Here is a 13905-nt window from a genome sequence, read left to right as displayed (position 1 = left end):
CGTACCGCCGATCAGACCGGACGCGCCGCCCGGAATCGGCTCAGGGCGAGGACAGCCAGGGCTCGCGCAGGTCGAGATAGGTCCACTCGCCCTCGTAGAAGGCCATCATCTTGTCCATCTCGTCCCGCATCTCCTGCGGCGGTTGGCTGCGTTCGCCCTCCCTGGCCTCGGCCTCGGAGGTGAAGTAGGCGGCTTCGGTGAAGCCGCCGTCCGCGTGGTAGGCGGTGATGCTGCCGATGATGTCGGGCCGGAACCCGCGCAGCGCCTGTTCGTCCATGTCCCGCAGGTAGGCGCGCAGCCCTTCGAGGTCGCGGATGCGGCCCTGGATGACCTGGACGAAGCCGGCGTCGTCGGAGCCGCCGTCCATCATGAGGTCGACGTCGGTGCAGTCGTGGAAGGTGACGTCGCCGCGGAACAGCTTGGAGGTCTCGGTCCACCACCGGTGCTGCTCTGGACGCTCGCTGTTGCGGCGCGCGGCCTCGACGGACGCGAACCGGACGATGCCGATGAAGGTCCCGTCGTCCGTCACCCCCGCAGTGGTGCCGAGCCACCCCTCGGCCGAGGACTCCAGTTCGCGCTCCCAGCGGTCCAGGGCCTCCTTCAGTTCGGCACGGTCTGCGGCGAGCCCGCCTTGGATGATCTGTACGAACATGGTCTCCTCCCCCGTTGAGATCACTGTCTGGAGGCACGGCCGTCGATGACCGGCCCTGATTCGACGCTATGCCAATGACCTGGCCAGGGACAACTCTCCGTGAGGACGGCCGCCCGGAGAAGGCTGCTGCGCGTAGTCGCGTTCACGGCCCAGGCCGAGCGGCCGGATCAGGAGCGGGCGGCCGGGCGGCCTGTGATCACCAGGCGGGGGGCTTGCCCGCCGAGTGGATCCACGTGGTGAAGAATCGGCCGAGGTCCTGCCCGGAGATCTTCTCCGCGAGCGCCTCGTACTCCTCGGTGGTGCCGTTGCCGTACTCGTTCTCCGCGAGCCAGGTGCGGGTGAGCCGCAGGAACCGCTCGTCACCGATCTTGTGCCGGAGCTGCTGGAGCGCCATCCCGCCGCGGAAGTAGACCGAGCGGTGGAACATCTGGTCGCGGGTCGGATCGGCGGTCGGGACGTCCCAGAAGCCGGGCCGTCCCGGCGGGATAGGCGGCGGGCTGTCGTACAGCGCCCCGAACGCGTCCTGCGCGGACTGGCCGCCGTGCTTCTCGGCCCAGAACTTCTCCGTCCAGAGCGCGTAGCCCTCGTTCAGCCAGACGTCCTTCCAGCGCGCGGGGGTGACGCTGTTGCCGAACCACTGGTGGCTCATCTCATGGACCACGCCCTTTTCGATGGGCTGCTTCTGGTACGTGGGACGGGTCTGGGTCTCGATCGCGTTGTCGAGGTTCAGCGGCGGGACGAAGTTGTTCTCGATGATGGAGCCGGTGGAGGTGAACGGGTAGGGCCCGAAGTAGCCGGCCAGTTCGTCGGTCGCCCGCGTGGTCCAGCCCGGAGTGGAGAGGGAGTCGGGGTCCGACGCCACCTCCGGGTCGACCGCGTCGAGCTGCTGGATGCCGGTGCGGGTCGTGGTCGTGGAGACGTTGAACCGTCCGATCGAGGCGGTCGCCAGGTAGGTGGCCATCGGCCGGTCCTCCCGCCACAGGAAGGTGTCCTTGCCGCCGGAGTTCCACTGCTCGACCAGACGGCCGTTGGAGATCGCCTTGAGGCCCTGCGGCACGGTCGTCTCGATCGTGAACAGCGCCTTGTCGCGCGGGTTGTCGTTGGCCGGGAACCAGGTGGAGGCGCCGTTGGGCTCGGAGGAGATGGTGGCGCCGTCCCTGGTGTGCAGGAACCCGTACGGCAGGTCGAAGATGATCGGGCCGCCCAGCGTCTCGGGCACGCCGTCGTACCGGACGACCACCGTGAACGAGCTCTGCCTGCGCAGGCCGCCGCGCGGCGTGATCTCCAGCTCGCGCTCGCCGGTGCGGGCGAACGGGGCGGGGTGACCGTTCACGCGGACCGACCGCACGTTCATCTTGTACAGGTCGAGGTTGAACCGGGACAGGTTCTGGGTGGCCGTGGCGGTGATGGTGGTCGTGCCGGTGAGCCGGTCGGTACCGGGGTCGTAGGCGGTCTTCAGGTAGTAGTGCCCGACGTCGTATCCGCCGTTGCCGAGGTCGGGGAAGTAGGGGTCGCCGAGTCCGGGCGCGCCGGGTTCGTACCGGATGTCGGCGGTGGCGGCGGCGGGCGTGAGCAGCCCGAGTGCCACGGCGCCGACCGCGGCGATCGCCAGCGGAAGCCGGTGCGCCGATCTGAGAATCGCCATCGAAGGGCCTCTCGTCGAATCGAACGATCACCTTCGGATGATCTGGAAATGATCATCGTTCATCCCCGGCGCGATGAACAGCCGATCTCGGAAGGATGCACCGTCCGAAGATAAGGTAAGCCTAACCTTGGAGGTGTCCGGCCCGCCTCCGCAGTACCGGGATGAGGAGCCATGCCGCTCGTGCCCGACCGCGTGCTCCCATGACCGGGGAGACCCGCACGCCGCCCGCCTCCGCGGCGGGGACGGCCCGGATGCCGGTCGAGACGCCGTTCGCGATCGCGGGCTGGAGCGGGGCCATCTCCCGCGACACCGTCTGGAACGAGCACTCCCACCCCTTCCATGAACTGCTCTGGAACGAGCGGGGCGTGTCCACGGCCGTGGTGGGGCGGCGGGTCTGGACGGTCACCCCCGTCCTGGGCCTGTGGATGCCCGCGGGCACGCCGCACTCCGGCTCGGCGATCGCCGGTACCCGGTGCCACGCCGACTACCTCGGATTCGGCGGTATGCCCTCGATCCTCCAGGCGCCCGTCGCGGTCGAGATCACCCCGCTGCTCCGGCTGCTGCTCGAGCGGCTCGCCGACACCGGGCTGTCCGCCGGCTCGCGGGCGGTGACCGGGGCGATGGTGCTCGACGTGCTCACGCCCTCCGCGCGCGAACTGCTCGTGCACCTGCCCGTCTCCGACCTGCTGCGCCCGATCGTCGACGCGGTCCGGAGCGATCCCGGCGATCAGCGGACGCTGGTGGACTGGGCGTCCCGGCTGGCCGTGAGCGACCGCACGATCACCCGTGCCTTCAACGCGGAGACGGGCACCAGCTTCGGGCGGTGGGTCGCGGCGGTGCGCGCCCAGCATGCGATCGAGCTGCTCGGTCGGGGCCGGGGGATCGAGGTCGTGGCCGAGGAGGTCGGCTACCGGTCGGCGAGCGCGTTCAGCGCGGCCTTCCGGCGGACGACCGGGCTGACCCCGGGGGCGTTCCGGGCGCGCTGAGTCCGCGGGCGGCGCCCGGCCTCGGTGTCCCGATCTCGATATCGGGTGTCCCGAAGGCTTGATTGCCACAACTCGGACCTACCTCCTAAAGTGCTGGCCAAGGCAAGCCTTACCTAACTAATTTTGCGTTGCGGCCGTACGGCGTACCGCTCTACGGACGCCCACCGCGATCCGGACGTGCGAGGGCCGGCACCGGCGGATTCCTGAAAGTGGAGCACGGATTGAAACGTCCACACAGCCTTCGCGTCCTGGCCGTCCTGGCCGTCCTGCTGGGCAGCGTCGTGGCCTGCGGCAGCTCGCCGGAGAGCGAGCGGGTGAGCACGGGCGGCGGCTCGGCCGCCTTCCCCATGACGATCAAGCACGCGCTGGGGACGACCACCATCCGGGCGAAGCCGAAGCGGGTGGCCACGGTCAACTGGGCCAACCACGAAGTGCCGCTCGCCCTCGGCGTCGTCCCGGTCGGCATGGCCGCCGCGAACTTCGGCGACGACAACGGCGACGGGGTCCTGCCCTGGGTGGAGAAGCGCCTGAAGGAGCTCAACGCCAAGACGCCCGTCCTGTTCGACGAGACCGACGGCGTCGACTTCGAGGCCGTCGCCGACACCAGGCCGGACGTGATCCTGGCCACCTACTCGGGCCTGACCGAGCAGGACTACGAGACGCTGAGCAAGATCGCCCCCGTGGTGGTCTACCCGGACGCCCCCTGGGCCACCCCGTGGCGCGAGATCATCTGGATGAACAGCAAGGCCATCGGGCTGGCCGCCGAGGGGAACCGGCTCATCGGCGGGATCGAGGGCGACATCAAGCAGGTCGTCGCGAAGTACCCGCAGCTCAAGGGCAAGTCGGCGATGTTCATGACGCACGTCGACCCCAACGACGTGAGCCAGATCGGCTTTTACACCACGCACGACACCCGCACCCTCTTCTTCGAGGACCTCGGGCTGACGATCCCGGGCAGCATCGCCGAGGCGTCCAGGGGCACCGACAAGTTCCTCCTGAGCCGGAGCGCGGAGCAGGTCGACATGTTCTCCGACGTCGACATCATCACCGGATACGGCGACGGGAAGGGCGAGCTGCTCGGCAAGCTCGGCACCGACCCGCTGCTGTCGAAGATCCCCGCGGTCAAGCGCGGCTCGGTGTACCTGCTGCCCGACGGCAAGCCGCTGAGCACGGCCGCGAACCCGACGCCCCTGTCGATCTCCTGGGTGCTGGAGGACTACGTCAAGGCGCTCGCCGAGGCCGCGGACAAGGTCAAGTGACGACGGCCGACACCGACCGCCCGTCGGACGCCGCCCTCGTGCGGCGTCCGGCGCGCATCCGGATCCTGTGGCTGCTCGTCGCCGTCCTGGCCCTGGCCGTGCTGATGGCGGCCTCCGTCGCCCTGGGCTCGCGGGACGTCGCCTGGTCCGACGTCTGGGCGGCGCTCGGCGGCGCGGACGACTCCATCGAGCAGGCCGCGGTCGCCAAGCGGATCCCCCGCACCCTGCTCGCGGTGCTCATCGGCGCCGCGCTCGGCCTCTCCGGCGGCGTCATGCAGGGCGTGACCCGCAACCCGCTGGCCGATCCGGGAATCCTGGGCGTCAACATGGGCGCCTCGCTCTCCGTCGTCACCGCCGTCGCGTTCTTCGGGCTCACCTCGCCCACCGGGTACATCTGGATCGCGATGGCGGGGGCCGCCCTCTCGGCCGTGTTCGTGTACACCGTCGGATCCCTCGGGCGCGGCGGAGCCACCCCCCTCAAGGTCGCGCTCGCCGGTGCCGCCACGTCGGCGGCCTCCGCGTCCCTTGTCAGCGCCGTCGTCCTGCCCCGCAACGACATCGCCGGGAGCTTCCGGCTCTGGCAGATCGGCGGGGTCGGCGGCGCGTCCTACGAGCGCATCGGTCAGGTCCTGCCGTTCCTCGCCGCAGGGTTCGCCGTGTGCCTGCTGTGCGCCCGCGCGCTGAACTCGCTGGCCCTCGGCGACGAGCTCGCCGCCGGACTCGGGGAGCGCGTCGCCCTCATCCGCGGCACGGCCGCCCTCGGCGCCGTCGTGCTGTGCGGTGCGTCGACGGCCGTCGCCGGGCCGATCGGCTTCGTCGGACTCGTCGTCCCGCACGCGTGCCGCCTGCTCGTCGGCGTGGACCACCGCTGGATGCTGCCGTTCTCCGCCCTGGTCGGCGCGTCGCTGCTCACCGCCGCGGACGTCGTCGGCCGCGTGGTGGCCCGGCCCGCCGACATCGAGGTGGGCATCGTGACGGCACTGATCGGCGCCCCGTTCTTCATCCACATCGTCCGCCGCCAGAAGGTGCGTGAGCTGTGAACGCCCCCGCCCCCGCCCGGGCGTCCCTCGTCCAGGCCGTCGCCCGCGGTCGCCGCCGGCGCGCCCACCGGCGCCGTGCCGTGGTCGCGACGCTGGCGGTGCTCGTCGTCGCCGGGTTCGCCGTGACGCTGATGGTCGGGCAGACGTTCTACCCGCCGCGCGACGTGGTCCGCGTCGTCCTCGGCGAGCAGGTGCCGGGAGCCTCCTTCACGGTCGGGGGGCTCCGGCTGCCGCGGGCGGTCCTCGCCGTGACCGCGGGATTCGCCTTCGGCCTGGCCGGCGTCACCTTCCAGACGATGCTCCGCAACCCGCTGGCCAGCCCCGACATCATCGGCATCAGCTCGGGTGCGAGCGCCGCGGCGGCCATCGCGATCGTGTCGCTCTCGCTCGGCGGGACCGCGGTGTCGGTCTTCGCGATCGTCTCCGCCCTCGGCGTCGCCCTGCTGATGTACACCCTGGCGTTCCGGGACGGCGTCGCCGGCACGCGGCTCATCCTGATCGGCATCGGGATCTCCGCGATCCTCGACAGCGTCACCTCCTACGTCCTGTCCCAGGCCGCTGAGTGGGATCTCCAGGAGGCCACGCGCTGGCTGACCGGCAGCCTCAACGGCACGACCTGGAAGCAGGCGCTGCCCGCCCTCGTCGCGGTGGCCGTCCTCACCCCCGTCCTGCTGTCCCTGGCGCGCGACCTGTCGGCGATGCAGCTCGGCGACGACACCGCCGCCGCACTCGGGGTCCGCGTCGAACGCACCCGCATCGCGGTCATCGTCGCCGCCGTCGGCCTGATCGCCTTCGCCACGGCGGCGGCCGGGCCGATCGCGTTCGTGGCGTTCCTGTCCGGCCCCATCGCGGCCCGGCTCGTCGGCGTGGGCGGCTCCCTGCTCGTGCCGTCAGGGCTCGTCGGCGCCCTCATGGTCCTGGTCGCCGACTTCGCCGGGCAGTTCGCGTTCGACGTCCGCTACCCGGTCGGCGTCGTCACCGGCGTTCTCGGAGCGCCGTACCTCGTCTTCCTGATCGTCCGCACCCATCGGGCCGGAGGCTCACTGTGACCACGTCCCACTCCCTGGTGGCCGAGAGCCTCACGCTCGGCTACGGCGACCGCGCCGTCATCGAGTCCCTCGACCTGGTCGTGCCGCCCGGCGAGATCACGGTCATCGTCGGCGCGAACGCCTGCGGGAAGTCGACGCTCCTGCGCTCGCTGTCCCGGCTGCTCTCCCCCCGGGAGGGCCGTGTCGTCCTGGACGGCAGGGAGGTGCACCGCATGCCCGCCAAGGAACTGGCCCGCACGCTCGGCCTGCTGCCCCAGTCGCCGGTCGCGCCCGAGGGCATCACCGTCCTCGACCTCGTCTGCCGCGGACGCCACCCCCATCAGGGTGTCTTCTCCCGCTGGACCACCAAGGACGACGCCGCGGTCGCCGCCGCCCTGGAGGCGACGCAGACCACGGGACTCGCCGACCGCGCCGTCGACGAGCTGTCGGGGGGACAGCGCCAGCGGGTCTGGATCGCCATGGCGCTGGCCCAGCAGACCGACCTGCTCCTTCTCGACGAGCCGACCACCTTCCTCGACGCCAGCCACCAGATCGACGTCCTGGACCTGCTGACGGACCTGAACCGCACCCGCGGCACCACCATCGTGATGGTCCTGCACGACCTCAACCTCGCCGCCCGCTACGCCGACCACCTCATCGCGCTCGCCGACGGCGGCCTCCACACCTGGGGCACCCCGGCCGAGGTCCTCACCGAGGAGAGCGTCCGCACCGTCTTCGACCTCGAGAGCCGCATCATCGAAGACCCCGTCTCCGGGCGCCCCCTGATGCTCCCCATCGGCCGCCACCACGTCCGGTCACAGCCCGCCCTGTCGCCGAACCACGCCCGGGAGGCACACCGCTGAAGGCGGCGCCCGCGGTGCGGCGGTGCCCGGCCCGGAATCCGCCGGACTCCGGGCCCGGGACGCGGAGCCGAGGTTGAGGAGGATGTCGGCCAGCTTGCCGCCCTCGGGCGTCGGGCCCAGCACCGGGGTCAGGACCTGGTCGGCCTGGGCGCCGGCCTCGTCCCACGACTTGGGGATGTACTCGTCCTCGATGCCGAGCATGTGCGCGGCCACCTGCCACGAGTGCAGGAAGCCCTCGGACTCGGCGGCGGGGATCGGCACCTTCCACTCGACCAGGTTCCGCATGACGGTCGTGGGCAGGCTGTGCCAGGTGACCATCATGTCCCGCTGGCTGATCGGGATCTCCTCGTCGGCGACCTTCGACCAGTACGGGGACTTCGGCAGCAGGTGCCGCACCCCCGCATGCGCCAGCCGGGTCTTGACGCAGGTCACGATCATCTCGCCATCGGGCTCGTGGGCGTTCGACGTCCCGATGTCGTACCCGAGCTTGGCGGTCTTGGTGATGCGGTCCTTCATGTCCGCGCCGCCCTTGGAGTAATAGACCGCGCGCCTCCCTGGGGATGACCGTGCTCATCATCCCGCTGGCGAAACCGTAGGTCACGCCGAGCAGGTGCTCGCGGGCGCGGCTTCGGGACGGGAGCGGGGCGGTCACCGGGGGTTGCGCTCAACGGGATTCGGACGTCTCATTGGGGCTGCCAAGCTCCGTAGCGGTGTCCGGAGATCTCGGACGCCTGTTCGACGGGCCGCGTGGTCGCGGCCGGACGGCCCGGATTGGGGATGCGCTATGTCGACGGCGACAGTGGACGACAGGGTCACCGCCTTCGTGACCGACCCGCGGCGAATGTTCATCGACGGGCAGTGGGTGGAAGCGGCGTCGGGGAAGACGTTCGCCACGCCGGACCCGGCGACGGGCGAGACGCTCGCACAGGTGGCGGAGGGCGACGCGACCGACATCGACAGGGCGGTCGACGCGGCCCGCCGAGCCTTCGAGGAGGGGCCCTGGTCGCGGCTGACGCCCTCCGAACGCGGCCGGCTGATCTGGCGGATCGGCGACCTGGTCCTCCAGCACGCCGACGAACTGGCCCAGCTGGAATCGCTCGACAACGGCAAGCCGTACGCGGTCGCCAGGGCCGCCGACGTGCCGCTGGCGGCGGACCTGTTCCACTACATGGCCGGCTGGGCGACCAAGATCGAAGGCAACACCATCGACATCTCGGTGCCGTTCATGCCCGGCGCCAACTTCCACTCCTACACGCTGCGCGAGCCGGTGGGCGTGGTCGGCCAGATCATCCCGTGGAACTTCCCGCTGCTGATGGCGGCCTGGAAGCTCGGCCCCGCGCTGGCGACCGGCAACTGCGTCGTCCTCAAGCCGGCCGAGCAGACCCCGCTGAGCGCGCTGCGGCTGGCCGAGCTGATCGCCGAAGCGGGCGTGCCGGAAGGGGTGGTCAACGTCGTGCCCGGGTACGGCGAGACCGCCGGAGCGCGGCTGGCCGCCCATCCGGGGGTCGACAAGGTCGCCTTCACCGGCTCCACCGAGGTCGGCCGCCTGATCGTGCAGGCCGCCGCGGGCAACCTCAAGAAGCTGACGCTGGAACTGGGCGGGAAGAGCCCCAACATCGTGTTCGAGGACGCCGAACCCGGCGCGATCGCGGGCGCGGCGAACGCCATCTTCTTCAACCACGGGCAGTGCTGCGTGGCGGGCTCGCGCCTCTTCGTGCACCAGAGCAGGTTCGACGAGGTCGTCGAGGGGGTGGCCGAGATCGCCAGGTCCATCAAGCTCGGTCCGGGCATGGACGCCGATACGCAGATGGGGCCGCTGGTCTCCGACGAGCAGCTCCGGCGGGTCACCGGCTACCTGGAATCGGGGCGCGCGGACGGCGCGACCACCGTCGTCGGCGGCGGCCGGCACGGCGACCGCGGCTACTTCGTCGAGCCGACCGTGCTCACCGGCGCCGGCGCCGATATGCGGATCGTGCGTGAAGAGATCTTCGGACCGGTCGTGGTCGCCGCGCCCTTCCAGGACCTGGACGAGATCGCTGCCGCGGCCAACGCCACCGAGTACGGCCTGGGCGCGGGCATCTGGACCAAGGACATCTCCAAGGCGCACGCGCTGGCCAAGAAGATCCGCGCCGGCACGGTCTGGATCAACTGCTACAACGTCTTCGACGCGGCCCTGCCGTTCGGCGGCTACAAGCAGTCCGGCTGGGGACGCGAGATGGGCCACGAGGCCCTCAACGCCTACACCGAGGTCAAGGCGGTCACGACCCAGTTGTGAGAGCTCCGGGTGGGGGCGCGGGGACGGGCGTCCCGGGCGCCCCAACCCGGATGCCCCGGACGGGCCCGCCGACGTTCCGGGACGGACGGCCCGCAGGCCCTAGCGAGAGGCGGGGACGGGCCACAGGCGGGTGGTGCCGTCGGAGCTGCCGGTGGCCAGGGTGCGGCCGTCCGGACTGAACTTCAGGCTGAGGATGACGCCGGTATGGCCGGTCAGGTCCGGGCCGATCTGCCGGCGATCGGCCAGGTTCCACAGCCGTGCCTCGCCGCCGCTGCTCCCGGCGGCCAGCGTCCGGCCGTCCGGGCCGAACGCCATGGTGTAGCACCGGCCGCGGCACGGGAAGGGCGCGCCGATTCGCCGGTGGTCGGACACGTTCCACAGCCGGGTGAGCTCACCGCCGCCCGCGGCCAGGGTCCGCCCGTCCGGGCTGAACGCCACGCCCTCGACCCAGGAATCGAACCCGGTCATGTCCGCGCCGAGCTTCCGCTTGTCGTAGACGTTCCACAGTTGCGCGACGCCCTCGCTGTTGCCGGTGTCGAGGTTGCGCTCGGTGCCGGTCGTGCCGACGGCCAGGGTGCGGCTGTCCGGGGCGAACGCCAGGGCCTCCACGTTGCCGGCCCGGGTCTCCAGGGCCGGCCCGACCTTCCCGTCGTCCAGGTCCCACAGCCGCACGTACTGGTTCCCGTTGCTGGTGGCCAGGACGCGGCCGTCGGGGCTGAGCGCCATGTCGGTGAGCGGACCGAGCCCGGTCTCGAACCCGTTCGACCGTCCGCCGCCCGGCAACCGCCAGATCCGCATGAAGCCGTCGTCGCCCCCGGTGTACAGCACGGTGCCGTCGGCGCCGACCGCCACCGCGTTGACCCCGTCGGGGTGGCGGACGGGCTTCCCGAGCTGTGCGCGGCCCGCCACGTCCCACCGCCGCACCGTCGCGTCGTCGCTCGCGGTGACCAGCGTCCGGCCGTCCGGGGTGAAAGCCACGTCCTTGACGGAGGCCGTGTGCCCGCGCAGCGGCCAGCTCACCGGTGGGGCGGCGGACCGGGACGCGGACGGGGCGGTACGTGCGGACGAACCCGACCACGGCGCCCAGGCCAGGACGGCGGCCAGCACCGCGCATCCCGCCAGCGCGCCGCCGCCCGCCACCAGCCGGCCCCGGTACCTCGCGATGCCGGGCCCGGACGCCGGGGCGACCGTGGGCGCCGGGGCGCCGAGCAGCCGGGCGATCTCGGTCCGCCGTTCGTCGATCAGCCGGTGCACCGCGGGCGGCCAGGGTCGGACGGCCGGGGCGACCTGCCCGATCATCGACAGCAGCCGGCCGGGCGCGGGCCGCTCGCCCGGGTCCTTGGCCAGGCAGGCGAGGATGATCGGGCGCAGCCGGTCCGGGACCCCGGTCAGGTCGGGGTCGAGGTGCACGACGTTGTAGAGGGTCTGCGGCACCCCGGGGCCGTCGAACAGGCCCCGGCCGGTGGCGGCCATGGCCAGCACCGACCCCAGCGAGAAGACGTCGCCGGCCTGCGTCGGCGGCAGGTCCTCGGCCTGCTCGGGCGACATGAACCCGGGCGTGCCGGCGAGCAGGCCGCCCTGGGGCCGGTCGCCCTCGTCGCCCTCGACGGCCCGCGCCACCCCGAAGTCGATGACCTTCGGGCCGTCGGCGGCCAGCAGCACGTTGGACGGCTTGAGGTCGCGGTGCACCAGCCCGGCCCGGTGGATCTCCAGCAGCGCGGCGGCCAGCCCCGCCGCCAGGCGCAGCACCGATTGCTCCGGCAGCGGGCCGGCCGCCCGGACCGCCTCGCTCAGCGACGGGCCGGGCACGCACACCGACGCCAGCCAGGGGGTCGGCGCGTCCGCGTCCGCGTCGATCACCGGGGCCGTGTACGCGCCGGAGACCGTGCGGGTGGCGGTCACCTCGGCGCGGAACCGGTCCCGGAACCCGGGGACGTCGACGAGCCGGGCGTGCACCAGCTTGACCGCGACCAGCCGCCCGTCGGGCGCGGACCCCAGCAGCACCCGGCCCATGCCGCCCCGGCCGAGCTCGGCCAGCATCCGGTAGCGCCCGACCCGGACTGGATCGGACCCGGTCAACTGCCGCATGGCCACCCCTTCCCGCGCAGGCCCGATGGACGGTGGGCGCGCCTCACCGTCGGATGAGGTCGGAGATGTCCCACAGCCACGCGGCCTTCGCGCCCCCGGTGGCCAGCATCCGGTCCTCCCGGCCGAACGCCACGCCGGTGTAGCTCTTGGCGGTGCCGCTGATCGGCTGCCCGAGCGGCTTCTGCGCGGCCACGTCCCACAGTCGCACGGTGCCGTCGTTGCTGGCGCTGGCCAGCGTCCGGCCGTCCGAGCTGAACGCCAGGCCCTGGATCACGTGCGAGTGGCCGCGCAGGGGCTGGCCGATGGGACGGCGTTCCGGCACGTCCCACAGCCGCACGGTCGTGTCCCAGCCGCCGGTGGCCAGCGTCCGGCCGTCCGGGCTGAACACCACGCAGGCGAGAGCCGCGGTGTGGCCGAGCAGGGACTGGCCCACCGCCTTGTGCGAGGCCACGTCCCAGACCTCGACATGCTGGTCGTTCGGGACGGCCAGGCTCCGCCCGTCCCCGCTGAACGCCACCGGGGCCAGCAGCCTGGGGCTGCCGAAGTTCAGCCGGCCGATCGGCTTGCCGGAGTCGGCCTCCCAGAGCTGCATGATGCTCGTGCCCATGGCCCCCAGCGTCTTCCCGTCCGGGCTGTAGGCCACGTCGAACACCGGGCCGGGGGAGTCGATGACCTCCATGAGACGGACGGTGAGGGTCTTGCCGACCTGCCGGCGGGTCTTGACGTCCCACAGCTTGACGCCGTCCTCGGACGCGGTCGCCACCTGGTCCCCCACCCGGTCGAACACCGCCGAACGGAAGGATTTGGAGGACACGGTGATCGGTTCGCCGGAGAGCCGGCGGGACGCCACGTCCCACAGCCGCAGTTTGCCGTCGTCGCAGGTGGTGGCCAGCAGGTCCCCGATCGGGGTGAACCGTACGGTGGCCACCGTGCCCGCGTGGCCGGACAGTTCGGCGACCGGCTTCCTGACCGTCGTGGCACGGCCGCGTTTCTTCGCGGGAGGGTCTTCGCCCTGCGCCGTCCACGCGACCGCGCCGCCGATCGCGGCCATCCCGAGGAGGGCACCGCCGCCCGCCAACTGGAGGACGCGTCTGCGTGACGGCGCGGGGGGTGCGACCGGGTCCGTCATCGTGTTGGCGACGGTCGCCATGTCGCCGGGCCCGGGGCCACCGTGCTGCGGGCCGGACAGGAGCCGGTCGACCTCGGCGTGCTGGGCCGTGATGAGGTCGTGCACCGCGACCGGCCAGGGACGGCTCGCCGGGACCAGCTCGCCGACGGCCTCCAGCACCCGCTCGGGCGTCGGCCGGTCGGCCGGGTCCTTGGCGAGGCAGGCCGCCACGACGTCGCGGACCCGGCGGGGCAGCGCGTCGAGGGCGGGCGCCGCGTTGATCACGTTGTGCAGGGTCTTCGGCGTGCTGCCCGCGTTGAAGGGGCCGCGCCCGAGGCAGGCGCACACGACCACCGAGCCCAGCGAGAAGACGTCGCTGGCGGGGGTCAGAGGCCGCCCCAGCGCCTGTTCCGGCGACATGAAGCCGGGCGTGCCGACCAGGGCGCCGGTCCGGGTGACCTGGGTGCCCTCCTCGGTCTCGCCCGCCCGCGCGATCCCGAAGTCGATCACCCGGAGGCCGTCGTCGGTGAGCAGCACGTTGGAGGGCTTGAGGTCCCGGTGGATCAGCCCGGCCCGGTGCACCTCGACCAGCGCCGAGGCCAGTCCGGCCGTCAGGCGCAGCGCCGGTTCCTCCGCCAGCACGCCCGCGGCGCCGATCGCCTCGCGCAGCGACGGTCCGGGCACGTAGACCGAGGCCAGCCACGGCGTCGGCGCGTCCGGGTCGGCATCGATCACCGCGGCGGTGTAGGCGCCGGCGACCTTCCGCGAGGCACTCACCTCCCGGCGGAACCGCACCCGGAACCGCTGGTCGTCGGCGAACTCCTCGCCGACCAGCTTGACCGCGACCAGCCGCCCGTCCGGACCGCCGCCCAGCAGCACCCGTCCCATGCCGCCGCGCCCCAGCTCGGCGAGCGTCCGATACTGCCCGATCAACGACGGATCAGACGTCTGCAAGGGCCTC

The 13905-nt window shown here is 72.2% G+C and carries 11 protein-coding genes; 6 read left to right on the top strand and 5 right to left on the bottom strand.

Annotated elements, in window-relative coordinates; translation table 11 throughout:
• Positions 1 to 40 precede the first annotated feature (40 nt).
• Together QP090_RS24315 and QP090_RS24310 are read right to left on the bottom strand one after the other, a co-directional pair.
• Positions 41 to 652 (bottom strand): hypothetical protein, encoded by a 612-nt coding sequence (locus tag QP090_RS24315; protein ID WP_285941583.1) that lies wholly within the window; start codon positions 650 to 652, stop codon positions 41 to 43.
• Between the two features lie 196 nt (positions 653 to 848).
• The gene (locus QP090_RS24310; RefSeq protein ID WP_285941582.1) at positions 849 to 2297 is read right to left on the bottom strand and encodes a M1 family metallopeptidase; all 1449 of its coding nucleotides are present in this window, start codon (positions 2295 to 2297) and stop codon (positions 849 to 851) included.
• Positions 2298 to 2497: 200 nt separating this feature from the next.
• On the opposite strand from QP090_RS24310, the gene QP090_RS24305 reads away from it, so the two are divergent.
• From QP090_RS24305 to QP090_RS24285, 5 genes are all read left to right on the top strand, one after another.
• The gene (locus QP090_RS24305; RefSeq protein WP_285941580.1) at positions 2498 to 3283 is read left to right on the top strand and encodes a helix-turn-helix domain-containing protein; all 786 of its coding nucleotides are present in this window, start codon (positions 2498 to 2500) and stop codon (positions 3281 to 3283) included.
• A 221-nt stretch (positions 3284 to 3504) separates the two neighbouring features.
• On the top strand, positions 3505 to 4542 hold the full coding sequence (locus QP090_RS24300) for an iron-siderophore ABC transporter substrate-binding protein (RefSeq protein WP_285941578.1): 1038 nt from the start codon (positions 3505 to 3507) through the stop codon (positions 4540 to 4542).
• Positions 4539 to 5582 carry a FecCD family ABC transporter permease gene (locus tag QP090_RS24295; protein ID WP_285941576.1) on the top strand — a complete coding sequence of 348 codons (1044 nt, stop codon included), beginning with the start codon at positions 4539 to 4541 and terminating at the stop codon, positions 5580 to 5582. Before QP090_RS24300 ends, QP090_RS24295 begins: the two co-directional genes overlap by 4 nt.
• Positions 5579 to 6631, top strand: a complete 1053-nt coding sequence (locus tag QP090_RS24290) for a FecCD family ABC transporter permease (RefSeq protein ID WP_285941574.1) — start codon at positions 5579 to 5581, stop codon at positions 6629 to 6631. Before QP090_RS24295 ends, QP090_RS24290 begins: the two co-directional genes overlap by 4 nt.
• The gene (locus QP090_RS24285; protein WP_285941573.1) at positions 6628 to 7473 is read left to right on the top strand and encodes an ABC transporter ATP-binding protein; all 846 of its coding nucleotides are present in this window, start codon (positions 6628 to 6630) and stop codon (positions 7471 to 7473) included. Before QP090_RS24290 ends, QP090_RS24285 begins: the two co-directional genes overlap by 4 nt.
• Here the strand turns inward: QP090_RS24285 and QP090_RS24280 are convergent.
• The gene (locus QP090_RS24280) at positions 7426 to 7989 is read right to left on the bottom strand and encodes an oxygenase MpaB family protein (RefSeq protein WP_285941571.1); all 564 of its coding nucleotides are present in this window, start codon (positions 7987 to 7989) and stop codon (positions 7426 to 7428) included. The two genes, QP090_RS24285 and QP090_RS24280, sit on opposite strands and share 48 nt — an antisense overlap.
• 268 nt (positions 7990 to 8257) lie before the next feature.
• On the opposite strand from QP090_RS24280, the gene QP090_RS24275 reads away from it, so the two are divergent.
• Positions 8258 to 9748, top strand: a complete 1491-nt coding sequence (locus QP090_RS24275) for an aldehyde dehydrogenase family protein (protein ID WP_285941570.1) — start codon at positions 8258 to 8260, stop codon at positions 9746 to 9748.
• 99 nt (positions 9749 to 9847) lie between these two features.
• Here the strand turns inward: QP090_RS24275 and QP090_RS24270 are convergent, their stop codons facing one another.
• A complete protein-coding gene (locus QP090_RS24270) occupies positions 9848 to 11836 on the bottom strand; it encodes a WD40 repeat domain-containing serine/threonine protein kinase (protein WP_285941568.1) in 1989 nt (662 codons plus the stop codon).
• Positions 11837 to 11879: 43 nt separating this feature from the next.
• Positions 11880 to 13877, bottom strand: a complete 1998-nt coding sequence (locus QP090_RS24265; RefSeq protein ID WP_285941566.1) for a WD40 repeat domain-containing serine/threonine protein kinase — start codon at positions 13875 to 13877, stop codon at positions 11880 to 11882.
• Positions 13878 to 13905 lie beyond the last annotated feature (28 nt).

The organism is Actinomadura xylanilytica (assembly GCF_030283145.1).
GTDB lineage: Bacteria > Actinomycetota > Actinomycetes > Streptosporangiales > Streptosporangiaceae > Spirillospora > Spirillospora xylanilytica.
This window is presented reverse-complemented; position numbering and strand designations above follow the sequence as displayed.

What these genes read in the sequence shown, in the direction of transcription:
- QP090_RS24305 (WP_285941580.1), top strand. Translation starts at nt 2,498, where the DNA reads ATGACCGGGGAGACCCGCACGCCGCCCGCCTCCGCGGCGGGGACGGCC.
- QP090_RS24315 (WP_285941583.1), bottom strand. Translation starts at nt 652, where the DNA reads ATGTTCGTACAGATCATCCAAGGCGGGCTCGCCGCAGACCGTGCCGAA.
- QP090_RS24280 (WP_285941571.1), bottom strand. Translation starts at nt 7,989, where the DNA reads ATGAAGGACCGCATCACCAAGACCGCCAAGCTCGGGTACGACATCGGG.
- QP090_RS24310 (WP_285941582.1), bottom strand. Translation starts at nt 2,297, where the DNA reads ATGGCGATTCTCAGATCGGCGCACCGGCTTCCGCTGGCGATCGCCGCG.
- QP090_RS24270 (WP_285941568.1), bottom strand. Translation starts at nt 11,836, where the DNA reads ATGCGGCAGTTGACCGGGTCCGATCCAGTCCGGGTCGGGCGCTACCGG.
- QP090_RS24275 (WP_285941570.1), top strand. Translation starts at nt 8,258, where the DNA reads ATGTCGACGGCGACAGTGGACGACAGGGTCACCGCCTTCGTGACCGAC.